Source organism: Streptococcus sp. SI1 (assembly GCF_030439945.1).
GTDB classification, from domain to species: domain Bacteria; phylum Bacillota; class Bacilli; order Lactobacillales; family Streptococcaceae; genus Streptococcus; species Streptococcus intermedius.
Genome location: NZ_JAQFJE010000005.1, coordinates 120799 through 146641, shown reverse-complemented (window position 1 = coordinate 146641; position 25843 = coordinate 120799). Strand labels below are relative to the sequence as shown.

The window sequence follows — 25843 nt, the reverse complement described above, 5'->3', positions numbered from 1 at the left end:
TGATTCAATAGATAATAAAGAAAGGTAAGAAATAGTGGTTGATGTAAATCGTTTTCAAAGTATGCAAATCACCCTAGCTTCACCTAGTAAAGTCCGCTCTTGGTCTTATGGGGAAGTGAAGAAACCTGAAACAATTAACTACCGTACACTAAAGCCAGAACGTGAAGGACTCTTTGATGAAGTCATCTTTGGCCCTACGAAAGATTGGGAATGTGCGTGTGGAAAGTATAAACGGATTCGTTATAAAGGAATCATTTGTGACCGTTGTGGTGTTGAAGTCACTCGTACAAAAGTGCGTCGTGAGCGTATGGGACATATTGAGTTAAAGGCTCCTGTTTCCCATATTTGGTATTTTAAAGGAATCCCGAGCCGAATGGGCTTGACTTTAGATATGAGTCCTCGTGCACTTGAAGAAGTCATCTATTTTGCAGCTTATGTGGTAATTGATCCAAAAGATACACCGCTTGAACACAAATCCATTATGACAGAACGTGAATATCGTGAACGTTTACGTGAATATGGTCAAGGGTCATTTGTTGCAAAAATGGGAGCTGAAGCAATTCAAGATCTTTTGAAACAAGTAGATTTAGAGAAAGAAATTGTTGACCTCAAAGAAGAGTTAAAAACGGCAACTGGGCAAAAACGGGTAAAAGCTATTCGCCGTTTGGATGTTTTAGATGCCTTTCAAAAATCTGGTAACAAGCCAGAATGGATGGTATTAAATATCTTACCAGTTATTCCACCAGATTTACGTCCAATGCTTCAGTTGGACGGTGGACGTTTCGCCTCATCTGACTTGAACGACCTTTACCGTCGTGTTATCAACCGGAATAATCGTTTGGCACGTCTTTTGGAATTGAATGCTCCGGGAATCATCGTGCAAAATGAAAAGCGGATGCTACAAGAAGCAGTTGATGCTCTGATCGACAATGGTCGTCGCGGTCGTCCAATTACTGGGCCAGGTAGCCGTCCGCTCAAATCGTTGAGCCACATGCTTAAAGGGAAACAAGGACGTTTCCGTCAAAACTTGCTGGGTAAACGGGTTGACTTCTCCGGACGTTCGGTTATTGCGGTAGGTCCAACCCTCAAGATGTACCAATGTGGCGTTCCGCGTGAAATGGCGATTGAGCTTTTCAAACCGTTTGTGATGCGGGAAATTGTTGCTCGTGATTATGCGCAAAATGTGAAAGCTGCTAAGCGCATGGTAGAGCGCGGCGATGAGCGTATCTGGGATGTCTTAGAAGACGTTATCAAAGAACACCCAGTACTTCTTAACCGCGCACCGACTCTTCATCGTTTGGGGATCCAAGCATTTGAGCCGGTCTTAATCGATGGTAAAGCTCTTCGTTTGCACCCATTAGTCTGTGAAGCCTACAACGCCGACTTTGACGGAGACCAAATGGCTATTCACGTACCATTGTCTGAAGAAGCTCAGGCAGAAGCACGGATTCTTATGTTAGCTGCTGAGCACATCCTCAATCCGAAAGATGGTAAGCCAGTTGTTACACCTTCACAAGATATGGTATTAGGGAACTACTACCTAACGATGGAAGAAGCCTGTCGTGAAGGCGAAGGTATGGTCTTTAAAGATCGTGATGAAGCTGTAATGGCTCTTCGCAATGGTTATGTTCACTTGCATACGCGTGTTGGGATTGCGACGGATAGTTTAAACAAACCATGGACTGAAAATCAAAAACATAAAATTCTCTTGACAACAGTTGGTAAGATTCTTTTCAATGACATCATGCCAGATGAATTGCCATATTTACAAGAGCCATCTGCTTCAAATATGGCAGAAGGTGTGCCTGCTAAGTATTTCTTAGAACCTGGGCAAGATGTTAAAGAAGCAATCAGTAAACTTGACTTAAATGTACCGTTCAAGAAGAAAAATCTTGGAAATATCATTGCGGAAATCTTCAAGCGTTTCCGTACAACTGAAACATCGGCTTTCCTTGACCGCCTGAAAGATCTTGGCTATCATCATTCAACGCTTGCTGGTTTGACAGTAGGGATTGCTGATATTCCAGTTGTTGAAGATAAGGCTGAAATCATCGAAGAGTCACATAAACGTGTTGAACAAATCACGAAACAATTCCGTCGTGGGATGATTACAGACGATGAGCGCTATAACGCGGTTACTGCAGAATGGCGTGCTGCTCGTGAAAAATTGGAAAAACGCTTGGTTGCTAACCAAGATCCGAAGAACCCAATCGTTATGATGATGGACTCTGGAGCCCGTGGTAACATCTCCAACTTCTCCCAGTTGGCCGGCATGCGTGGTCTGATGGCTGCGCCAAATGGACGTATCATGGAGTTGCCAATCTTGTCTAACTTCCGTGAAGGTTTGTCTGTTCTGGAAATGTTCTTCTCAACTCACGGAGCGCGTAAAGGGATGACTGATACAGCCCTTAAGACAGCTGACTCAGGTTACTTGACTCGTCGTCTAGTTGACGTTGCCCAAGACGTTATCATTCGTGAGGATGACTGTGGTACAGATCGCGGTCTTGTGATTCGCTCTATTACTGATGGTAAGGAAATGATAGAGCCACTAGAAGAACGCTTAACTGGTCGTTATACGAAAAAATCTGTCAAACATCCTGAAACGGGTGAAACCATCGTTGGTCCAGATGTATTGATTACTGAGGATATGGCACGTGAGATTGTAAACGCTGGTGTCGAAGAAGTCACTATCCGTTCTGTCTTTACATGTAATACGCGTCATGGTGTCTGTCGCCGTTGTTATGGTATTAACTTGGCAACGGGTGATGCAGTTGAGGTAGGTGAAGCAGTTGGAACTATTGCTGCCCAATCAATCGGTGAACCAGGAACACAGTTGACCATGAGAACCTTCCACACAGGTGGTGTTGCTTCTAATACTGATATCACGCAAGGTCTCCCTCGTGTTCAAGAAATTTTTGAGGCTCGCAATCCGAAAGGGGAAGCAGTCATCACAGAAGTGAAGGGGGAAGTTACCGCTATTGAAGAAGATGCTTCTACTCGGACGAAGAAGGTCTTTGTTAAAGGTGCAACTGGTGAAGGCGAATATGTAGTGCCATTTACAGCCCGTATGAAAGTGGCTGTAGGCGACCAAGTTTCTCGCGGTGCAGCATTAACAGAAGGTTCTATCCAACCGAAGCATTTATTGGCTGTTCGTGATGTTTTATCTGTTGAAACTTACCTGCTTGCTGAAGTACAAAAAGTTTATCGCAGCCAAGGGGTAGAAATTGGAGACAAACACATTGAGGTAATGGTTCGTCAAATGATTCGCAAGGTGCGCATCATGGATCCTGGGGATACAGATCTTCTTATGGGCACTCTAATGGATATCACAGACTTTACGGATGCTAACCGTGATGTGGTTATCTCAGGCGGTGTTCCTGCAACGGCTCGTCCAGTCCTTATGGGGATTACCAAAGCTTCTCTGGAAACTAACAGCTTCCTGTCTGCAGCTTCCTTCCAAGAAACGACTCGTGTCTTGACGGATGCCGCTATCCGCGGTAAGAAAGATCATCTGCTTGGCCTGAAGGAAAATGTTATTATTGGTAAAATCATTCCAGCTGGTACAGGTATGGCTCGTTACCGTAATCTCGAACCGCAAGCTGTCAATGAAGTTGAAATTATCGAAGATACAACGGCAACAGAAACTGTGGAAGAGACTACTCCAGCAGAATAAGAAGAAAGAGTCGAATTTCTCGGCTCTTTTCTTCTTCAAATTATTTGTGAAAACTTTCCTTATATCAAGAAAATTTCTAGAAAATATGATATAATAGTTCCGTATAAAATAGAAAAAGGAGTTTTTGTAACATGGCAAAACTTACTGTTAAAGACGTTGACTTAAAAGGAAAAAAAGTCCTCGTTCGTGTAGATTTTAATGTACCATTGAAAGATGGAGTAATCACTAACGATAACCGTATCACTGCAGCTCTTCCTACTATTAAGTATATCATCGAACATGGTGGACGTGCTGTTCTTTTCTCTCACCTTGGACGTGTTAAAGAAGAAGCAGACAAAGAAGGCAAATCACTTGCTCCAGTAGCAGCTGATTTGGCCAAAAAATTAGGTCAAGAAGTTGTTTTCCCAGGTGTAACACGTGGTGAAAAATTGGAAGCTGCTATCAATGCTCTTGAAGATGGACAAGTTCTTTTGGTTGAAAACACTCGTTTTGAAGATGTTGACGGTAAAAAAGAATCTAAAAATGCTCCAGAACTTGGTAAATATTGGGCATCACTTGGAGATGGCATCTTCGTAAACGATGCATTCGGTACAGCTCACCGTGCACATGCGTCTAACGTTGGTATCTCAGCAAACGTTGAAAAAGCAGTTGCTGGTTTCCTTCTTGAAAACGAAATTGCCTACATCCAAGAAGCGGTTGAAACTCCAGAACGTCCATTCGTAGCTATCTTGGGTGGTTCAAAAGTATCTGACAAGATTGGTGTTATCGAAAACTTGCTTGAAAAAGCTGATAAAGTCCTTATCGGTGGTGGTATGACTTACACATTCTACAAAGCACAAGGTATCGAAATCGGTAACTCACTTGTAGAAGAAGATAAATTGGATATAGCGAAAGCTCTTCTTGAAAAAGCAAATGGGAAATTGATCTTGCCAGTTGACTCAAAAGAAGCAAACGCATTTGCTGACTACACTGAAGTGAAAGATACTGAAAGTGAAGCAGTGGATCCAGGCTTCCTTGGTTTGGATATCGGTCCAAAATCTATCGCTAAATTTGATCAAGAATTGACTGGTGCGAAAACTGTTGTCTGGAATGGTCCTATGGGTGTCTTTGAAAACCCTGACTTCCAAGCTGGTACAATCGGTGTCATGGACGCTATCGTGAAACAACCTGGCGTAAAATCAATCATCGGTGGTGGTGACTCTGCAGCAGCAGCTATCAACCTTGGTCGTGCAGATAAGTTCTCATGGATTTCTACTGGTGGTGGTGCCTCAATGGAACTCCTTGAAGGTAAAGTATTGCCAGGATTGGCTGCACTTACAGAAAAATAATTTTGACCCATTAGTCTCTATAAAATTATAATTTTGTAGAAAGGGATCAAAACTGAAATGTTAACAAAAAGGTGGCTATGTCACCTTTTTGTGTTAGCGGAGGTATTTGTGATGCGGTGGCAATGCAGCTATGAAACTTTTTGAAGGTAAAAAACCTCCAAGATTTGGAGCATTGACAGAGAAAGAAGATAGTATGGATGGCTATAAGCCACCTTTTTATCTCATGCTCTGACTGAATTTTGTAGGGAAAAGGTTTCCATTTATTTTTATAGAAAAAACAGATGAAATAGTTGCATATGGTTCATAAAACTGATATTATATACAAATGTATGAAATTAATTATACGTAAGGGAGGATTAAAATGAAGAAAAGAAAAGAAGTTTTTGGTTTTCGTAAAAGTAAGGTTGCTAAAACTTTATGTGGAGCTGTCTTAGGGGCAGCTTTACTTGCTATGGTAGATCAGCAAGTTGCAGCTGAAGAAACTACAAAATCAAATAGCACAACAAATGTAGCGGTTACAACAACTGGAAATCCAGCGACCAATTTACCAGAGGCTCAAGGGAGTGCGAGTAAGGAAGCTGAACAAAGTCAAAACCAAGCTGGAGAGACAAATGGTTCAATACCAGTTGAAGTACCTAAAACTGATCTTGATCAAGCCGCAAAGGAGGCTAAGTCTGCTGGTGTCAATGTTGTCCAAGATGCCGATGTTAATAAAGGAACAGTTAAAACAGCTGGAGAAGCAGCCCAAAAAGAAACTGAAATTAAAGAAGATTACACAAAACAAGCTGAGGATATTAAGAAGACAACAGATCAATATAAATCGGATGTAGCTGCTCATGAGGCAGAAGTTGCCAAAATCAAAGCTAAAAATCAGGCAACTAAAGAACAGTATGAAAAAGATATGGCAGCTCATAAAGCAGAGGTTGAACGCATTAATGCTGCAAATGCTGCCAGTAAAGCAGCCTATGAAACTAAATTAGCTCAATATCAGGCTGAACTAAAGCGTGTTCAGGAAGCTAATGCTACGAACGAAGCAAACTATCAAGCTAAATTGACTGCTTATAAAACAGAGCTTGCTCGCGTTCAAAAGGCCAATGCGGATGCTAAAGCGGCCTATGAAGCAGCTGTAGCAGCAAATAATGCCGCAAATGCAGCGCTCACAGCTGAAAATACTGCAATTAAGAAGCGCAATGCGGATGCTAAAGCTGATTACGAAGCAAAACTTGCTAAGTATCAAGCAGATCTTGCTAAATATCAAAAAGATTTAGCAGAGTATCCGCAGAAACTCAAAGAGTACAATGAAGAACAGGCAAAAATCAAAGAAGCTCTAAAAAAACTTGAGCAAGATAAAAACAAAGATGGCCACTTGACGGAGCCATCTGCTCAAAGTCTAGTGTATGATTCGGAGCCGAAAGCTCAGCTTTCTTTAGAAACAAATGGGAAACTTCTAACTGCTAGTGCTGTTGATGAAGCATTTAAGAAAGATGCAATACAATATGGTAAAAAAAATCTCCAGTTAGATAATTTAAATGTGGCACATTTGGAGAATAGCGCTACAGCTTCTTCATTAGAGTTATATGGAAATATTGGAAATAAATCAGGCTGGACTACCAATGTGGGTGGTAATACTGAAGTGAAGTGGGGTTCAGTACTTTTGAAACGTGGGCAAAGTGTAACTGCAACTTATACCAATCTTCAGAATTCTTATTATAACGGTAAAAAAATTTCTAAGATTGTTTATAAGTACACTGTGGATCCAGATTCAAAATTCCAAAATCCTAGTGGAAATGTATGGCTTGGCGTCTTTAGCGATCCAACTTTAGGTGTTTTTGCTTCCGCTTATACAGGTCAAGATGAAAAAAACACCTCTATTTTTATTAAAAATGAATTCACCTTCTATGACGAAGATGGAAAACCAATTAATTTTGACAATGCCCTTCTCTCAGTAGCCTCTCTTAACCGTGAACATAACTCTATTGAGATGGCTAAAGATTATAGTGGTAAATTTGTCAAAATCTCTGGTTCATCTATTGGTGAAAAGAATGGCATGATTTATGCTACAGATACTCTTAACTTTAAACAGGGTGAAGGCGGCTCTCGCTGGACTATGTATAAAAATAGTCAAGCTGGTTCAGGATGGGATAGTTCAGATGCGCCGAATTCTTGGTATGGAGCAGGGGCTATTAAAATGTCTGGTCCGAATAACCATGTTACTGTTGGTGCGACTTCGGCAACAAATGTTATGAGCCTTTCCGAAATGCCAAAAGTTAATGGCAAGGATAATACAGCAGGGAAGAGACCAAATATCTGGTATTCTCTCAATGGTAAAATTCGAGCAATCGACGTTCCGAAAATCACCAAAGAAAATCCAACACCACCAGTTGAACCAACAGCTCCAACTAAACCAACTTATGAAATAGAAAAACCATTAAACCCGGCACCAGTAGCTCCAAATTATGAAAAGGAGCCAACACCGCCGACACCAACACCAGATCAACCAGAGCCAAACAAGCCTGTTGAACCAACTTATGAGGTCATTCCAACACCGCCGACTGACCCTGTTTATCAAAATCTTCCAACACCTCCAGCTGTACCAACTGTTCATTTTCGTTACTATAAACTAGCTGTACAGCCACAGGTTAACAAGGAAATTAAAAATAATAATGATGTTGATATTGATAAAACTCTGGTGGCTAAACAATCTGTTGTTAAGTTCCAGCTGAAGACAGCAGATCTCCCTGCTGGACGTGCTAAAACGACTTCCTTTGTGTTGGTAGATCCCCTGCCATCTGGTTATCAATTTAATCTTGAAGCTACAAAAGCTGCCAGTCCTGGCTTTGATGTTTCTTATGATAAAGCAACTAATACAGTCACCTTCAAGGCAACTGCAGCTACTTTAGCTACGTTTAATGCTGATTTGACTAAGTCAGTGGCAACGATTTATCCAACAGTTGTCGGACAAGTTCTTAATGATGGTGCAACTTATAAGAATAATTTCACACTCACGGTCAATGATGCTTATGGTATTAAGTCCAATGTTGTTCGGGTGACAACTCCTGGTAAGCCAAATGATCCAGATAACCCAAATAATAATTACATTAAACCAACTAAGGTTAATAAGAATGAAAATGGCGTTGTTATTGATGGTAAAACAGTTCTTGCCGGTTCAACGAATTATTATGAATTGACTTGGGATTTGGATCAATACAAGAATGACCGCTCTTCAGCAGATACCATTCAAAAAGGATTTTACTATGTAGATGATTATCCAGAAGAAGCGCTTGAATTGCGTCAGGATTTGGTGAAGATTACAGACGCTAATGGCAATAAAGTTACTGGTGTTAGTGTGGATCATTATACTAGTTTGGAAGCAGCTCCTCAAGAAGTTAGAGATGTTCTTTCTAAGGCAGGAATTAGACCTAAAGGTGCTTTCCAAATTTTCCGTGCCGATAATCCAAGAGAATTTTATGATACCTATGTCAAAAATGGAATTGATTTGAAGATTGTATCACCAATGGTTGTAAAAAAACAAATGGGACAAACAGGTGGTAGTTATGAAAATCAAGCTTACCAAATTGACTTTGGTAATGGCTATGCGTCGAATATCGTTATCAATAATGTTCCTAAGATTAACCCTAAGAAAGATGTGACCTTAACACTTGATCCAGCTGATACAAATAATGTTGATGGTCAGACTATTCCACTTAATACAGTCTTTAATTACCGTTTGATTGGTGGCATTATTCCTGCAGATCACTCAGAAGAACTTTTTGAATACAATTTCTATGATGACTACGATCAAACAGGAGATCGTTATACTGGGCAGTATAAAGTTTTCGCCAAGGTGGATATCACTCTTAAAGACGGTTCTGTTATCAAGTCAGGTACTGATTTAACTCAGCATACGACAGCGGAAGTTGATGCAACTAAAGGTGCTCTCACAATTAAGTTCAAAGAAGACTTTTTACGTTCTGTTTCAATTGATTCAGCTTTCCAAGCTGAAAGTTATATCCAAATGAAACGTATTGCAGCTGGTACTTTTGAAAATACTTATATGAATACAGTAAATAAAGTTGCCTATGCGTCTAATACTGTTCGGACTACAACTCCTCAAGCTCCTCGGCCAGAAGTTCCAAAAAGACCAACTCCAGTGAGCTACTTAACTAACAAGCTATCATCAGCACCTGCTACCCTTCCTCAAACAGGAACAACTGATAGTTCTTATATGCCATATTTAGGAGTCATTGCTCTTCTTAGTGTGCTTGGTTTAGGTCAATTAAAACGTAACGAAAAATAGTAGATTAATAGTATTTATCTACATTAGAATAAAAGAGGCTAAGAAAATTGGATCTTAGTCTCTTTTTGTTAAACCAATTCTTATTGGAGCGACTAATTGTTAAAAACTCTAGTCAATCATGAATCCAATCAGATATATTAAATTGATAGGTGGAGATTGTAGTTTGAGATGATAGGGCCAATAATTGTAGTATAGTAAAGTAAGAGAGCTTTTTGCTTAATCTCAACGATGAGAAGAGTAGTAAATAAAAAATGTTAAGATACATTTCTCTTCTAGTGTTTTCTTTAGTAGAAAATTAGATTATTATTTGTTTAATGTTAAATTTGTAACAAGTTTAAAATACGTGTTTAAAATACTTGCAACAAAAATACAGTATTATAGACTAGGAAAGAAGAAGGGGTACTTTATGAAAACAAATCAATTAAATCGTCATTTAGGAAAATTAGCTATAGGTCTTTCTTCAGCTACTTTATTAGCTTTTTTTAGCCAGCAAGCCAATGCTGACACTTATACTGTTCAGTATGGTGATTCATTTTATGCTATTGCAACAAAATATGGGATGAGTCCATATGATTTGGCAGCTAAAAATGGAAAAACAATTTATGATACCATTCTTCCAGGAGATGTTCTGCAAGTAAATGGAGCTAGAGCTAATACATATCAAGTATCCAATCAAGCCACAACTGCACAAGCAACAAATGCAAATTCTGGTGCGGATTCTGATACAGAGAATGTTGTCTTAAATACACCTACAGCAACAGGAAATTCTTATCCAATTGGGCAATGTACGTGGGGAGTGAAATCCTTGGCACCTTGGGCTAGTAATTGGTGGGGGAATGCAAAAGACTGGGCTACAAATGCTGCATATTCAGGCTTCCGTATAGGAACAACTCCTCAAGTTGGCGCTATCGCTGTTTGGAATGGAGGCCAGTATGGTCACGTTGCCTATGTAACTGCTGTAGCCAATAATCGTGCTATCCAAGTTTTAGAGTCCAATTACAAACGTCAAAAACAAATTAATAATTATCGTGGATGGTTTGATCCAACGACATTTTATGGAAAGGTGACTTACATTTATCCTAATTAAGCTTTTCAAGTAGCAATGTATAGGAAAGATTATATCCCAGTATAACCTTTATATGTGAGTTTAAAATTAAGAGTCCTTTGCGACTCTTTTTGTTTTGTTTAAAGCAATTAACTAGATATTTATATCTAATTTTAGAGAAAATATGTTAAAATAATGATAAAAGGAAAGATGTGAATGGGTTATTTCAAGAAGTATAAATTTGATAAATCGAAATTTAAATTAGGCTTGCGAACCTTTAAGACGGGTGTCGCTGTTTTTATTGTTCTTCTGGTCTTTGGTCTTTTTGGCTGGAAAGGATTGCAGATTGGTGCTTTGACGGCTGTTTTCAGTTTGCGTGAAGACTTTGATAAGAGTGTTCATTTTGGAACTTCTCGTATTTTGGGGAATAGTATTGGTGGTTTCTATGCCTTGTTGTTCTTCCTTATCAATTATCTTTTTCATGAACAATTTTGGGTAACATTATTGATTGTCCCTATTTGTACCATGTTAACGATTATGACAAATGTTGCGATGAACAATAAAGCAGGTGTGATTGGCGGTGTTTCTGCTATGTTAATTATTACCTTGTCGATTCCGACAGGAGAAACTGTTTTGTATGTATTTGCGAGAGTATTTGAAACCTTTATGGGAGTTTTTGTTGCCATGATGGTTAATTCTGATGTTGATCGCCTGCGAAAAGTAGTGAAATTAAAAAGCAAAAATTAATGTTAGAAAATATAACATGATCCCTTGACATAGAAATTTTTTCGGACTATAATAGAGCATGAGAAAGGAATTTGCAATGAAGGAAAAGGAATTTCGTCGCAATATGGCTGTTTTTCCCATTGGTAGCGTTATGAAATTAACAGATTTGACGGCACGTCAGATTCGTTATTATGAAGATCAAGCATTGATTAAGCCTGACCGAAATGAAGGAAATCGACGCATGTATTCATTAAATGATATGGATCGCTTGTTGGAAATTAAAGATTACATTTCAGAAGGTTACAATATTGCTGCTATTAAACGGAAATATGCTGAGCGTGAAGCGAAATACAAAAAACCGGTGAGCGAGAAAGATGTTCGTCGAGCCCTTCATAACGACATTTTACAACAAGGTCGCTTTGCTTCTTCCCTTCCACCATTTGGTCGTATGCATTGACCAATATCAATTCTTTAAAATTTCATAAGGAGATACTCATGTCAATTACAGTAGCTGACATTCGTCGCGAAGTGAAAGAAAAAAATGTTACCTTTATCCGTCTGATGTTTTCAGATGTTTTAGGAACGATGAAAAATGTCGAAATTCCGGCGACAGATGAACAGCTGAATAAAGTTTTGTCCAACAAAGTGATGTTCGATGGTTCTTCTATCGAGGGTTTTGTGCGTATCAATGAGTCAGATATGTACCTTTATCCTGACTTGGATACATGGACTGTTTTCCCTTGGGGAGATGAAAATGGCAGTGTCGCAGGACTAATTTGCGATGTTTATACAACAGAAGGAACTCCCTTTAAAGGGGATCCGCGTGGAAACTTGAAGCGTGCTTTGAGACATATGGAAGAACTTGGTTTCAAATCCTTTAATTTGGGCCCTGAACCAGAATTTTTCCTCTTCAAATTGGATGAAAATGGTGATCCAACTCTTGAGGTAAATGATAAGGGGGGCTATTTTGACCTTGCTCCGACGGATCTTGCGGATAACACACGTCGTGAAATTGTCAATGTTTTAACGACAATGGGCTTTGAAGTAGAAGCTAGTCATCATGAAGTAGCTATTGGCCAGCATGAAATTGACTTCAAATATGATGAAGTACTTCGTGCCTGTGATAAGATTCAGTTGTTTAAACTGGTTGTTAAAACAATTGCTCGTAAGCATGGCCTGTACGCAACGTTCATGGCAAAACCAAAATTTGGTATTGCAGGTTCAGGTATGCACTGTAATATGTCACTTTTTGATCAAGATGGTCAAAATGCATTTTTTGATCCAGCAGATCCAAACGGGATGCAATTATCACAAACAGCTTATTATTTTCTTGGCGGCTTGATTAAACATGCCTACAATTATACAGCGATTATGAACCCAACTGTTAACTCATACAAACGTCTGGTTCCGGGATATGAAGCGCCTGTTTATATTGCTTGGGCTGGACGGAACCGTTCTCCGCTTGTTCGTGTGCCAGCTTCACGCGGTATGGGGACTCGTTTGGAATTGCGTTCGGTTGACCCAATGGCGAACCCTTATATTGCTATGGCTGTCCTTCTTGAAGTTGGACTTCATGGGATTGAAAATAAAATTGAGGCTCCTGATCCAATTGAAGAAAATATCTATGTGATGACAGCAGAAGAACGCAAAGAAGCAGGTATTACGGATCTTCCATCTACTTTGCATAATGCGGTGAAGGCACTAACAGAAGATGAAGTTGTAAAAAATGCACTGGGTAGTCATATCTATACAAGTTTTGTAGAAGCCAAACGCATTGAATGGGCAAGTTATGCAACCTTTGTTTCCCAATGGGAAGTAGATAATTATCTTGATTTGTATTAATATTGAAAAAGAGGTTGGGAAATAGTTCTCAGCCTCTTTTGTGGTCAATCTAATTTCATCTTTCAAGGTAGCTTTTCGTTATATTATGGCAAGTGAGTCTGATAGTCGAAAGCTTGTCTTGCTTTAGAGTATCATGCTGAACAATTTTATACATGGAGCAAATCTGTTTAAAAAATTTAAGATTTTCGATATAATAAATAGGACAAAGGGAGGCGAAGCAGATGTATTGTGTGATTGAAATGTATGGTAAAGATGAGCCTTGGTGGTTTTTTGATGGCTGGGAAGCTAATATTGTATCTATACAACATTTTGATAACTATTATACTGCTTTAAAGTATTATAAGCACCAATGGCTGAAGTTGGCAGCTGCTTTTCCTTTTTATAAAAGTCGAAGTGATTTGATGTCTATTTTTTGGAATGTAGGAGATTTGCGCTGGTGTGAAGAATGTGGCGATTCTATCCAGCAATATCATTCTCTTGCTCTGTTAGAAAACGATGACGTTATTCCGAAAGAGAAATTGCGACCGGGCTATAATAAACAAAATCATGTAGGAGCTCCTTGTGCTTGTCCTATAACTTTTAAATAATTTAAAAAATGGTGATTTTTCACCATTTTTTATTGTCTTCTGCGAATAGTATAAAGTGAGGAGGGGATATGGTTCAAAACATTGCACAAGATATTATTTGCCAAGCTAAGGAAAAACAGGCTCAAGATATTTATTTTATCCCAAAGGAAAATAGTTATGAACTGTACATGAGAATTGGTGATGAGCGACGTTTTATACAACAGTATGCATTTGAAAAGATGGCAGCGGTGATTAGTCATTTCAAATTTACTGCTGGGATGAATGTTGGTGAAAAACGTAGAAGCCAACTAGGGTCTTGTGATTATCAATACAGGGATAAGAAAACATCACTGCGGTTGTCAACAGTAGGGGATTATCGCGGATATGAAAGTCTTGTGATTCGTTTATTGCATGATGAAAAAGCAGAGTTGAAGTTTTGGTTTACTCAAATTCCAGAGTTGAAAGGACGACTCAAGCAACGTGGACTTTATCTTTTTTCAGGACCGGTAGGGAGTGGCAAAACCACTCTTATGCATCAGCTGGCTCAAGAACGTTTTGCCGATGAGCAAATCATGTCTATCGAAGATCCTGTTGAAATTAAGCAAGACAGAATGTTGCAATTGCAATTGAATGAAGCGATTGGCTTAACTTATGAAAGTTTGATTAAACTTTCTCTTCGACATCGTCCAGATTTATTGATTATTGGAGAAATTCGAGATACAGAAACAGCACGGGCGGTTGTACGAGCCAGCTTGACAGGAGTGACGGTCTTTTCAACGATTCATGCTAAAAGTGTGCGAGGCGTTTATGAACGATTGCTAGAGTTGGGAGTGACAGAAGCAGAGCTGAAAATTGTCTTGCAAGGTATTTGTTACCAACGTCTAATTGCGAAAGGAGGAATAGTGGATTTTGTCAGTGAAAGGTATCAAGAACACGATCCAAGCGAATGGAATAGGCAAATTGATCAACTTTATGCAGCAGGACATATCAATCTTGAACAGGCAAAAGCGGAAAAAATTATCCACAGTTAAGCAGAAAAAAGTCGTAGAGTTACTAAATAATTTTTTTTCTAGTGGTTTTCACTTGGCAGAAATTATTGATTTTTTGAAACGGAGTGCTTTGTTAGAAAAAGCCTATGTGGAAAAGATGAAAGAGGGTTTGGCAACTGGAAAGCCTTTTTCAGACATCATGGCAAGTTTAGGTTTTTCGGATAATGTAGTAACACAGCTTTCATTGGCAGAATTGCATGGAAATTTATCGCTCAGTTTGAGTAAAATTGAAGAGTATTTGGAAAATATCTCAAAAGTCAAGAAAAAGTTAATCGAAGTGGCGACTTATCCATTTATTTTATTCATTTTTCTAGTGTTTATTATGTTAGGATTGCGCAATTATTTGTTACCGCAGTTGGAGAGTCAGAATATTGCAACACAACTGATTAGTCGTTTACCACAAATTTTTCTGGGTTCAGTAGGAGTTGTTTTTGCTTTGTTTGCGATCGGTTTTTATTGGTTTAGAAAAAGCTCACAAATAAGAGTATTTAGTTTGTTGTCTCGCCTTCCTTTTTGGGGCACTTTTGTTCAAACCTATTTGACAGCTTATTATGCGAGAGAATGGGGGAATATGATTGGTCAAGGCTTAGAACTCAGTCAGATTTTCCAGATGATGCAAGGACAGCGCTCTGCTATGTTTCAAGAAATTGGAAAAGATTTAGAAGTAGCACTGCAAAATGGTCAGGAATTTTCACAAGTAGTTAAACATTATCCATTTTTTAAAAAAGAATTGGGCTTGATGATCGAATATGGGGAAGTGAAATCCAAATTGGGGTGCGAATTAGAAGTTTATGCTCAAAAAACGTGGGAGGTGTTTTTTAAACGTGTTCATCAAGCGATGAATATCATTCAGCCATTAGTATTTATCTTTGTGGCGTTAATGATTGTATTGTTGTATGCAGCCATGTTGCTGCCAATTTATCAAAATATGGAGGTTCAATTGTGAAAAAAATTAAAAATTTAAAGGTTAAAGCTTTTACTTTAGTGGAAATGTTGGTCGTGCTTTTAATTATTAGTGTTTTAATGCTCTTATTTGTGCCGAATTTGACCAAGCAAAAGGAAGCAGTAACAGAAAAAGGAAATGCAGCTGTGGTCAAAGTTGTAGAGAGCCAAGCGGAACTTTTTGAGGTCAATCATAGCAATGAAAAAGCAACGCTTTCAAAATTAGTCACTGAAGGCACGATTACAGATAAGCAGGCAGCGTCATATAAGGCTTACTATGCGAAACATACAAAAGAAACTCGTTCTGTTGCAGATTAAGGGATTTACAATTTTGGAAAGTTTGCTGACTTTGTTTGTAGCGAGTTTTTTATTACTTGCTGTGTCAGGGGCTGTCCGTTCTTCTTTTGAACAAGTGGAAGAGCAGATTTTCTTTCTTGAGTTTGAGCATTTTTACCGAGAAAGTCAGAAGTTGAGTAATGCTAGTCAAAGGCAATTGGACATGAATTTTTCTCGTGAGCGAATTTCTAATGGGTACAATTCTTTATCAATTCCTCGCTCGGTTCACGCTCCAGATGATTTAACACTTCGTTTTGATAAGGCAGGTGGTAATTCCTCGCTTGGTAAGATTGTATTTCAGACGAAAAGACAGACAATTACGTATCAATTATATCTAGGAAATGGAAAATTTAAGAAAACAATATGTTAGAGGGACAATTTTATTAGAAGCACTGCTTGCGTTAGCTATTTTTGCGACAATTGTAACCCTGTTGTTGGGACAAATTCACCAGTCTCGAAAACTAGAAAATGAGTTATTGAAAAAAGAAGAAGTCTTAAGGGTAGCGAAGATGGCCTTGCAAACAAATCAAAGGCATTTAACAATGAACGGTATTGAAGTACGTGTCGAAAAAAGCCAACAAGATATTCGGGTTTATCATGGGAAGGAGCTGATTTTTGGTGTTCAAAGCAAATAAAGTAAAAGCTTTTACACTTTTAGAGGCTCTGATTGCCCTATTCGTACTCAGTGGAAGTGTGTTGCTATTTCAATCTATGACGCGTCTTCTGGCTTCTGAAGTCCAAACTCGACAACACAGTGAACAGCGAGAATGGCTTTTGTTTGCCGATCAACTAGAAGTGGAGTTGACGCGTTCTTCATTTGAAAAAGTGGAGAATAATCGTTTATACATGAAGCAAGATGGTAAGGTAATTGCATTTGGAAAAGCAAGTGGACAAGATTTCAGGAAAACCAATGCGAATGGGAAAGGTTATCAGCCCATGGTTTATGATGTGAAAAAAGCAGAAATTTCACAGGAAAATGAGCTAGTTCGTATTCGATTACTGTTTAAGAGAGGATTGGAAAGGGAATTCATCTATCGTGTGGAAACAAAAAGTTAAAGCAGGTATTATGCTCCATGCCCTTTTTATGACAGCTGTCTTTAGCTTGCTTTTGCAATTTTATCTTCATCGTCAGACCGCTAGTCATAGAAATTTTACTCTAAACCGAGAACGACTACAGGCGTATGCAATGGCAGTTATCGCAAACGAAGATTCTAGACACAGAGAATTTGATAAAGGACATGTCCAAGAGCAACAAGGTGAGAAAGAGCTCATTCTGACAGTAACAATGAAGACAGGTCGCCATTATCAATTTCGTTTTCCGTTTGAGAAGACCAAACTAACCAATGACAATCGAGACAAATAATCGAGAATGGTACAGGAGCTACTAGTGAGCAACTAGGGATTCGCTCGCCAAAAGAATGAAATTTTGGTATGATAGGGAGCGGAGGATGCTATGAATTTTGAAAAAATTGAACAGGCCTATACACTCCTGTTAGAAAATATCCAAGAAATCCAAAATGCTCTTTTAACGAATTTTTATGATGCCTTGGTAGAGCAAAACGGGATTTATCTGGATGGAAAGACAGAGCTAGCCATTGTCAAAAAAAATAATGAAATACTAAACTCTTTGAAATTAAGTAAAGAAGAATGGCGCAGGAGCTACCAATTTTTACTGATGAAGGCAGCCCAAACGGAGCCTTTGCAAGCCAATCATCAATTTACTCCGGATTCTATTGGTTTTATCGTAACATTTCTCATTGACCAATTGAGTAATAAAGAACATATTGATGTTTTGGAAATTGGTAGCGGAATGGGGAATTTAGCAGAGACCATTCTCAATAATACAAAGAAAAATGTGGATTACCTAGGACTAGAATTGGACGATTTGTTAATTGATGTATCAGCTAGCATAGCAGATGTGATGGATGCAAAGGTTAGTTTTGTACAAGGTGATGCAGTGCGCCCACAAGTATTAAAAGAAAGTGATGTGATTGTTAGCGATTTGCCGATTGGCTATTATCCGGATGATCACATTGCATCGCGCTATGAAGTGGCTAGTACTCAAGAGCATACCTATGCCCATCATTTGTTAATGGAACAATCGCTCAAGTATCTGAAACCAGGCGGTTATGCGATATTTCTTGCGCCAAATAATTTATTAACTAGTAGGCAGAGTCAATTATTGAAAAATTGGTTGCAAAAGTATGTTCAGATAGTTTCAATGATTGCGTTGCCGGAATCCCTTTTTGGAAATGCAGCGTATGCCAAAACAATTTTTGTGCTCAAAAAGCAAGACGAACAAGCTATTCAGCCATTTGTTTATGCTTTGTCTGATTTACAAAATCAAGCTGCCTTATTGACTTTTAGCGAAAAATTCCAAAATTGGAGGCAAGAAAGTGAAATTTAAACAAGTTTTTGATATAATAAATGAAAACGCTTAAAAGAGGTAACTTATGTCAAAAACAATTTCAATCAATGCTGGAAGTTCCAGTTTAAAATGGCAATTATACGAAATGCCAGCTGAAAAAGTCATTGCTAAAGGGCTGATTGAACGGATTGGTCTCAAAGATTCTATTTCAACGGTCAAATTTGATGGTCGAGCAGAGAAACAAATTCTAGATATTGATGATCACACACAAGCTGTAAAAATTTTATTAGATGACTTGATGCGCTTTGACATTATTCGATCTTATGATGAAATCACGGGTGTTGGTCATCGTGTTGTTGCAGGTGGTGAATATTTTAAAGAATCTGCACTTGTTGACAGCGAAGAAGTGATTCAAAAAGTTGAAGAGTTGGCACTTCTTGCGCCCCTTCATAACAAAGCAAATGCAGCAGGTATTCGTGCCTTTAAAGAGTTGTTGCCGGATATTACAAGTGTTGTTGTATTTGACACATCATTCCATACGACGATGCCTGAAAAAGCTTATCGTTATCCATTACCAACTAAATATTATACTGAAAATAAGGTACGTAAATATGGAGCGCATGGTACAAGTCATCAGTATGTTGCGAAGGAAGCTGCTAAAGTACTTGGTAAGCCACTAGAAGAGCTGAAGTTGATTACTTGTCATATTGGGAACGGGGCTTCTATTACAGCGGTTAAAGAAGGTAAATCTGTTGATACTTCAATGGGCTTTACACCGCTAGGGGGAGTAATGATGGGAAGCCGCACAGGAGATATTGATCCAGCGATTATTCCTTATTTGATAGAGCATACAGAAGATTTTAACACACCAGAAGATATTAATCGTATTTTAAATCGTGAGTCAGGCCTCTTAGGGGTATCTGAGAAATCTAGCGACATGCGTGATATTCATGCTGCTATGCGAGCTGGTGATGCTAAAGCACAGTTGGCGAATGATATCTTTGTTGATCGTATTCAAAAATATATTGGTCAATATTTGGCTGTTTTAAACGGAGCGGATGCCATTATCTTTACTGCTGGAATTGGTGAGAATTCTGTGACGATTCGTCGATTAGTTATTGAGGGAATTTCTTGGTTTGGTTGTGAACTTGACCCGGAAAAGAATGTCTTTGGTAACTATGGAGATATTTCAATGCCAGATTCCAAGGTTCGAGTGTTGGTTATTCCAACGGATGAAGAATTGGTTATTGCGCGTGATGTTGAACGATTTAAAAATAAAAAATGAAATGTTAAAAGATTGAACTTAGAGCAATCATATAGCAGAAAAGGCTGGTTTTATCCAGTCTTTTTATTTCTAGTTATGAAGTAGCAGATTATTTAGATCATAGATTGAATGTTCAAGAGACAATGGTAAAAGTATACTTTGATCTTGTACAGAAAACATATAGATGCTTCATTGTTTACAAAAGATAACTAAATTTGCTTTTGAAGCCTTTTGGTTGTACCGCCCTTCTTTTTTGAACTATACCAATTCTGTTGTTGACAAATTCACAATAAAAGTATATACTGACTTAGCTTGTTTTGTATAGCTTATATTAGCCTATACCAATTTATAGAATAAAGGAGGATATAGCAATTTTTAATTGTTATAAGTATTAGTATGTGTGGAATTGTCGGAGTAGTTGGAAATCGGAATGCAACAGATATTTTAATGCAAGGTTTAGAAAAATTAGAATATCGTGGCTATGATTCAGCGGGAATCTTTGTGACAAATGGAAAAACATCCAGCTTAGTCAAATCGGTTGGTCGTATTGCTGACCTTCACTCAAAAATCGGTATTGATGTCTCTGGAACAGCTGGTATTGGGCATACGCGTTGGGCAACGCACGGAAAACCAAGTGAAAGTAACGCGCATCCGCATACTTCTCAAACTGGGCGCTTTGTTTTAGTGCATAATGGCGTCATCGAAAATTACCTAGATATTAAGAATACGTATCTTGCTGGACATGATTTGAAAGGTCAAACAGATACAGAAATTGCTGTTCACTTGATTGGAAAATTCATTGAGGAAGACGGATTCACAGTATTAGATGCGTTTAAAAAAGCACTGCACATCATTGAGGGTTCCTATGCTTTTGCTTTAATGGATGCAGAAGATGCGGATACAGTTTATGTTGCCAAAAATAAATCACCTCTTTTGATTGGCTTAGGAGAAGGCTATAATATGGTCTGCTCAGATGCTATGGCAATGATTCGTGAAACAAGTGAATTCATGGAAATCCATGATAAAGAATTGGTCATTGTGACAAAAGACAGTGTTCAAGTACAAGATTATGATGGTCATGTTATTGAGCGTGAAAGTTACACGGCAGAGCTTGATTTGTCCGACATCGGTAAGGGAACCTATCCTTACTATATGTTGAAAGAAATTGATGAGCAGCCAACAGTGATGCGTAAGTTGATTCAAGCATATACAGACGATAATGATCAAGTAGTTGTCAATCCAGCTATTATAAACGCTGTTCAAGAGGCTGATCGCTTGTATATTTTAGCGGCTGGAACTTCTTATCATGCTGGATTTGCAACCAAGCGGATGCTAGAAGAATTGACGGACACACCTGTAGAATTAGGGATTTCTTCAGAATGGGGCTACAGATGGCCATTACTGAGCAAGAAACCAATGTTTATCCTGATTAGCCAATCTGGTGAAACAGCTGATAGCCGTCAGGTTTTGGTCAAAGCGAATGCTATGGGAATCCCAAGCTTGACTGTAACCAATGTACCAGGCTCCACTTTGTCTCGTGAAGCGACTCATACAATGTTGCTGCATGCTGGACCAGAAATTGCTGTTGCTTCAACTAAGGCTTATACGGCACAGATTGCGACTCTGGCTTTTCTAGCAAAAGCAGTTGGAGATGCCAACGGCAATGAAAAAGCAAAGCAATTTGATTTAGTACACGAATTATCCATTGTAGCGCAAGCTATTGAGGCTACGCTATCTGAAAAGGATAGTATTGATGACAAAGTGCGTGCTTTACTTGCTACCACACGTAATGCTTTTTATATCGGGCGTGGTCAAGATTATTATGTTGCCATGGAGGCTAGTCTAAAGTTAAAAGAAATTTCCTATATTCAGTGTGAAGGATTTGCTGCAGGAGAATTAAAACATGGTACGATTTCTTTGATCGAAGATGGCACACCAGTGCTGGCCTTGATTTCTTCTGATGAGCAATTGGCTCGGCATACTCGTGGGAATGTATCAGAAGTTGGGGCGCGTGGTGCAAATGTCTTGACCATTGTAGAAGAAAATGTAGCAAAAGAAGGAGACGATATTATTTTGATGTCTGTTCATCCATATTTGTCACCGATTTCTATGGTTGTTCCAACGCAATTGATAGCTTATTTTGCTACACTACAACGCGGACTAGATGTGGATAAACCACGGAACTTAGCTAAGTCTGTTACCGTAGAATAGAGAAAAGAATCATCAAGTACAGTACTTGATGATTTTTTGTAGTATTGACATAAAGTTAAAAAGTTAATTTTGGTGAAATTGTGGAAAATGAAATTAGAAAAACTATTATTAAGATTATAGTTCAAAATATCAAAAATTATGTAATTTTTTACAAAAATCTATTGACTTTTTGTTTGGAATACTGTATAATTACAATTGTAAACGGAAAGAGACAAAATCCGTTACACTCGCCAAAACAAGATGAATTTCTAGAGGTATTTTGCTAAAAGAATTTCATCTCTATTTTGGGAGACAATAAAAATTATGTAAACTATTAAACTGCCTTTGATAAATATAAATCCAAAAGATAGAGTTGCTCACTTTGTCTTATATTTTAAGCAGTTTCAAAAATTATGTAAAACATAAGCGAGGTGCAGATATGAATAATAATTATAACAACTTTGATAATATGGATGATCTTTTCAATCAATTGATGGGAAGAATGGGTGGTTTTAACAGCGAAAATCGGCGTTATCTTATCAATGGACGTGAAGTGACACCAGAAGAATTTGCACAATATCGTGCAACAGGTAAATTACCGAAGCAAGTAGCGGAAGGTCAGGCATCACAAATGCAAGGACAAGCAGGTGAGCTTAAACAAGATGGTATTTTAATGAAGTTAGGGCGTAATTTGACAGAAGAAGCACGTCAAGATATGTTAGATCCTGTTATTGGACGCAATAAGGAAATTCAAGAAACGGCTGAAATTCTTTCTCGGCGGACGAAAAACAATCCAGTATTAGTCGGAGACGCTGGAGTTGGTAAGACTGCAGTTGTCGAAGGTTTAGCGCAAGCGATTGTTAATGGAGATGTTCCTGCAGCCATTAAGAATAAAGAGATTGTTTCTATTGATATTTCTGGTTTAGAAGCAGGGACACAGTATCGTGGTAGTTTTGAAGAAAATATTCAAAATTTAGTATCTGAAGTGAAAGAGGCTGGCAATATCATTCTCTTCTTTGATGAAATTCATCAAATTCTGGGCGCTGGAAGCACAGGCGGTGATAGTGGATCAAAAGGTCTAGCAGATATTTTGAAACCGGCTTTATCTCGTGGTGAACTGACAGTTATTGGTGCGACGACTCAGGATGAATATCGAAATACCATTTTGAAGAATGCAGCTCTAGCTCGTCGCTTCAATGAAGTAAAAGTCAATGCCCCATCTGCAGAAGATACTTACAAGATTTTGCAAGGAATTCGTGATTTATACGAAAAACACCACAATGTCATCTTGCCAGATGACGTGTTAAAAGCTGCCGTGGATTTCTCTATTCAATACATTCCGCAACGCAGCTTGCCAGATAAAGCGATTGACCTGGTGGATGTGACAGCGGCTCATTTAGCAGCTCAACATCCTGTTACAGATGTGCATACAGTAGAACGTGAAATTGCGGAGCAAAAGAAAAAGCAAGAAGCTGCGGTTGAAAAAGAAGACTTTGAAACTGCTTTGAATGCCAAGATGCGTATTGAAGAGCTAGAAAAAAAGATTGAAAATCATACGGAAGACATGAAAGTAACTGCAACTGTCAATGATGTAGCAGAATCTGTAGAACGTATGACGGGCATTCCTGTTTCCCAAATGGGGACTAGTGATATTGAACGGTTGAAAGAGATGAATGCGCGATTGAAGACAAAAGTCATTGGACAAAACGAAGCAGTTGAAGCAGTGGCGCGCGCTATTCGTCGGAATCGTGCAGGTTTTGATGAAGGAAATCGTCCGATTGGTAGCTTTCTCTTTGTTGGCCCAACTGGTGTTGGAAAAACAGAGCTAGCGAAGCAATTAGCGCTTGATATGTTTGGTACTAAAGAAGCCATTATCCGTTTGGACATGTCTGAATACTCTGACCGCACAGCTGTGTCGAAATTGATTGGTACAACAGCTGGTTATGTGGGGTATGATGACAATAGCAACACGTTGACAGAACGTGTTCGTCGGAATCCTTACTCTATCATCTTGCTGGACGAAATTGAAAAAGCCGATCCACAAGTCATCACATTGTTACTACAAGTTTTGGACGATGGACGTCTGACAGATGGACAAGGAAATACTGTCAACTTTAAGAACACAGTTATTATTGCTACATCAAATGCTGGATTTGGGTATGAAAGCTTTACTGGTGATGAGGAAAAGGATAGGAAGATTATGGATCGCTTAAAACCATACTTCCGCCCAGAATTCTTGAATCGCTTCAATGCAGTCATTGAATTCTCTCATCTTGGTAAAGAAGATTTAGCCGAAATCGTCGACTTGATGTTGGATGAGGTCAACCAAACACTTGCTAAGAAAGACATTATGCTAACAGTAACAGATGCGGCCAAACATTATCTAGCAGAAGAGGGATATGATGAAGTTATGGGTGTTCGTCCGCTTCGTCGTGTGATTGAGCAACAAATCCGTGATAAGGTAACAGACTATCATCTTGATCATTTAGATGCGAAACATCTTCTTGCATATTTGAAAGATGATGAATTAGTTATCGAAGAAGCGAAAGAGCATCAAACGAAAAAATAAACAGAAGGGTAACGCCGGAGCGGATTTCCGGCGTTTTTTAAGTGTGCTTAATTTTCAGGTCCAAGAGTGAACAGTTGCTTGTGTAATTCTTGGTCTTTTTGTTACCGCTTACATCTTTTATAATAGAGTTAGAAAGAACAAATAAAATAGAAAAAAGGAGAGTTAAAATGAACATCATTTTAAACATTCTGAACTGGTTCTCGCAAAACATTTTGCAGAATCCGGCCTTCTTTGTAGGTCTTTTAGTTCTAATTGGCTATGCTCTGTTGAAAAAACCAGCGCATGATGTCTATGCCGGTTTCATCAAAGCAACAGTTGGTTATATGCTGCTGAACGTTGGGGCTGGAGGTTTGGTAACAACTTTCCGTCCGATTTTAGCGGCTCTGAACTTTAAGTTTAAGATTGGTGCAGCGGTAATTGACCCTTACTTTGGATTAACAGCGGCAAATACAAAGATTGCAGAGGAATTTCCAAACTTTGTTGGAGCAGCAACAACGGCGCTGTTGATTGGTTTTGGTGTCAATATTCTGCTCGTTGCTCTTCGGAAAATTACAAAAGTGCGGACGCTGTTCATTACAGGTCATATCATGGTACAGCAGGCAGCGACTGTTTCATTGATGGTTCTTCTCCTTGTTCCTCAATTGCGCAATAGTTGGGGTGTGCTGGCAATCGGTGTTATCTGTGGACTTTACTGGGCTGTCAGTTCCAATATGACGGTGGAAGCAACACAACGTTTAACGGGTGGTGGCGGTTTTGCGATTGGTCACCAACAACAATTTGCGATTTGGTTTGTGGATAAAGTTGCAGGTAAGTTTGGTAAGAAGGAAGAAAATCTTGATAACTTGAAATTACCAAAATTCCTGTCTATTTTCCATGATACAGTGGTTGCATCTGCAACTTTGATGCTAGTCTTCTTTGGATCAATCCTCCTAATCTTGGGGCCAGATATCATGTCCAATGCAAAAGTCATTACATCAGGTACAGTTTACAACCCTGCTAAGCAAGATTTTTTCATGTATATCATTCAAACAGCCTTTACTTTCTCAGTTTATCTCTTTGTCTTGATGCAAGGGGTGCGAATGTTTGTAGCAGAATTGACGAATGCCTTCCAAGGTATCTCTAACAAATTGCTTCCTGGTTCATTCCCGGCTGTGGACGTTGCAGCTTCTTATGGTTTTGGTTCACCAAATGCGGTGCTTTCAGGATTTGCTTTTGGCTTAATTGGTCAATTGATTACCATTATGCTCTTAATTATCTTTAAGAATCCAATTCTGATTATCACTGGTTTTGTTCCAGTATTCTTTGATAATGCAGCGATTGCAGTTTATGCAGATAAGCGCGGCGGCTGGAAAGCGGCGGTTATCCTGTCCTTTATTTCAGGTGTATTGCAAGTAGCGCTTGGTGCTCTCTGTGTGGCACTTCTCGGTCTGGCTTCTTACGGTGGTTACCATGGAAATATTGACTTTGAATTCCCTTGGCTTGGTTTTGGTTATCTTTTCAAATATCTTGGCATTGTAGGTTACATTCTTGTTTGTGTATTCTTGCTGATTATTCCGCAGTTGCAATTTGCCAAAGCAAAAGACAAGGAAGCATACTACCGTGGTGATGTCCAAGCGGAAGAAGAATAAAAATAGATTTAATTAACGGA

The 25843-nt window shown here is 38.8% G+C and carries 20 protein-coding genes; all 20 read left to right on the top strand.

Features of this window, described 5'->3' with window-relative positions:
* Positions 1-34 precede the first annotated feature (34 nt).
* The 20 genes from rpoC to PCY10_RS07405 all read left to right on the top strand — a co-directional run bounded on the left by rpoC (position 35) and on the right by PCY10_RS07405 (position 25823).
* On the top strand, positions 35-3673 hold the full coding sequence (gene rpoC / locus PCY10_RS07500; protein WP_301558964.1) for a DNA-directed RNA polymerase subunit beta': 3639 nt from the start codon (positions 35-37) through the stop codon (positions 3671-3673).
* A gap of 131 nt (positions 3674-3804) precedes the next feature.
* Positions 3805-5001 carry a phosphoglycerate kinase gene (gene pgk, locus PCY10_RS07495; RefSeq protein WP_021003262.1) on the top strand — a complete coding sequence of 399 codons (1197 nt, stop codon included), beginning with the start codon at positions 3805-3807 and terminating at the stop codon, positions 4999-5001.
* A 361-nt stretch (positions 5002-5362) separates the two neighbouring features.
* The gene (locus tag PCY10_RS07490; protein WP_021003261.1) at positions 5363-9298 is read left to right on the top strand and encodes an antigen I/II family LPXTG-anchored adhesin; all 3936 of its coding nucleotides are present in this window, start codon (positions 5363-5365) and stop codon (positions 9296-9298) included.
* Between the two features lie 406 nt (positions 9299-9704).
* Positions 9705-10385, top strand: coding sequence for a CHAP domain-containing protein (locus PCY10_RS07485; protein ID WP_003075761.1), 681 nt, complete (start codon positions 9705-9707; stop codon positions 10383-10385).
* Between the two features lie 174 nt (positions 10386-10559).
* The gene (locus PCY10_RS07480) at positions 10560-11090 is read left to right on the top strand and encodes an aromatic acid exporter family protein (RefSeq protein ID WP_009569519.1); all 531 of its coding nucleotides are present in this window, start codon (positions 10560-10562) and stop codon (positions 11088-11090) included.
* A gap of 76 nt (positions 11091-11166) precedes the next feature.
* Positions 11167-11526, top strand: coding sequence for a MerR family transcriptional regulator (locus tag PCY10_RS07475; RefSeq protein WP_003073972.1), 360 nt, complete (start codon positions 11167-11169; stop codon positions 11524-11526).
* 38 nt (positions 11527-11564) lie between these two features.
* Entirely contained in the window at positions 11565-12911 is a 1347-nt protein-coding gene (gene glnA, locus PCY10_RS07470) for a type I glutamate--ammonia ligase (RefSeq protein WP_021003260.1), read from the top strand.
* A 221-nt stretch (positions 12912-13132) separates the two neighbouring features.
* Positions 13133-13498 carry a DUF1033 family protein gene (locus tag PCY10_RS07465; RefSeq protein WP_003075933.1) on the top strand — a complete coding sequence of 122 codons (366 nt, stop codon included), beginning with the start codon at positions 13133-13135 and terminating at the stop codon, positions 13496-13498.
* Between the two features lie 68 nt (positions 13499-13566).
* Positions 13567-14508, top strand: coding sequence for a competence type IV pilus ATPase ComGA (gene comGA / locus PCY10_RS07460; RefSeq protein WP_301558963.1), 942 nt, complete (start codon positions 13567-13569; stop codon positions 14506-14508).
* Entirely contained in the window at positions 14450-15472 is a 1023-nt protein-coding gene (gene comGB, locus PCY10_RS07455; RefSeq protein WP_021003258.1) for a competence type IV pilus assembly protein ComGB, read from the top strand. Before comGA ends, comGB begins: the two co-directional genes overlap by 59 nt.
* On the top strand, positions 15469-15786 hold the full coding sequence (gene comGC / locus PCY10_RS07450; RefSeq protein WP_003075998.1) for a competence type IV pilus major pilin ComGC: 318 nt from the start codon (positions 15469-15471) through the stop codon (positions 15784-15786). The genes comGB and comGC overlap by 4 nt, the downstream gene beginning before the upstream one ends.
* On the top strand, positions 15776-16174 hold the full coding sequence (comGD, locus tag PCY10_RS07445) for a competence type IV pilus minor pilin ComGD (protein ID WP_260468480.1): 399 nt from the start codon (positions 15776-15778) through the stop codon (positions 16172-16174). The genes comGC and comGD overlap by 11 nt, the downstream gene beginning before the upstream one ends.
* Positions 16146-16439, top strand: coding sequence for a competence type IV pilus minor pilin ComGE (gene comGE, locus PCY10_RS07440; RefSeq protein WP_003073987.1), 294 nt, complete (start codon positions 16146-16148; stop codon positions 16437-16439). Before comGD ends, comGE begins: the two co-directional genes overlap by 29 nt.
* Positions 16423-16860 (top strand): competence type IV pilus minor pilin ComGF, encoded by a 438-nt coding sequence (gene comGF / locus PCY10_RS07435; protein WP_003073990.1) that lies wholly within the window; start codon positions 16423-16425, stop codon positions 16858-16860. The genes comGE and comGF overlap by 17 nt, the downstream gene beginning before the upstream one ends.
* Positions 16841-17167 (top strand): competence type IV pilus minor pilin ComGG, encoded by a 327-nt coding sequence (gene comGG / locus PCY10_RS07430; RefSeq protein ID WP_021003256.1) that lies wholly within the window; start codon positions 16841-16843, stop codon positions 17165-17167. The genes comGF and comGG overlap by 20 nt, the downstream gene beginning before the upstream one ends.
* Before the next feature lie 90 nt (positions 17168-17257).
* Positions 17258-18211 (top strand): class I SAM-dependent methyltransferase, encoded by a 954-nt coding sequence (locus PCY10_RS07425; protein WP_021003255.1) that lies wholly within the window; start codon positions 17258-17260, stop codon positions 18209-18211.
* A 46-nt stretch (positions 18212-18257) separates the two neighbouring features.
* On the top strand, positions 18258-19457 hold the full coding sequence (locus PCY10_RS07420) for an acetate kinase (protein WP_117275612.1): 1200 nt from the start codon (positions 18258-18260) through the stop codon (positions 19455-19457).
* A 375-nt stretch (positions 19458-19832) separates the two neighbouring features.
* Complete coding sequence (gene glmS / locus PCY10_RS07415) at positions 19833-21647, top strand: glutamine--fructose-6-phosphate transaminase (isomerizing) (RefSeq protein WP_301558962.1); 1815 nt, start codon at positions 19833-19835, stop codon at positions 21645-21647.
* A gap of 418 nt (positions 21648-22065) precedes the next feature.
* The gene (locus tag PCY10_RS07410; RefSeq protein ID WP_021003252.1) at positions 22066-24195 is read left to right on the top strand and encodes an AAA family ATPase; all 2130 of its coding nucleotides are present in this window, start codon (positions 22066-22068) and stop codon (positions 24193-24195) included.
* Positions 24196-24362: 167 nt separating this feature from the next.
* Positions 24363-25823 carry a PTS ascorbate transporter subunit IIC gene (locus PCY10_RS07405; protein WP_009569486.1) on the top strand — a complete coding sequence of 487 codons (1461 nt, stop codon included), beginning with the start codon at positions 24363-24365 and terminating at the stop codon, positions 25821-25823.
* Positions 25824-25843 lie beyond the last annotated feature (20 nt).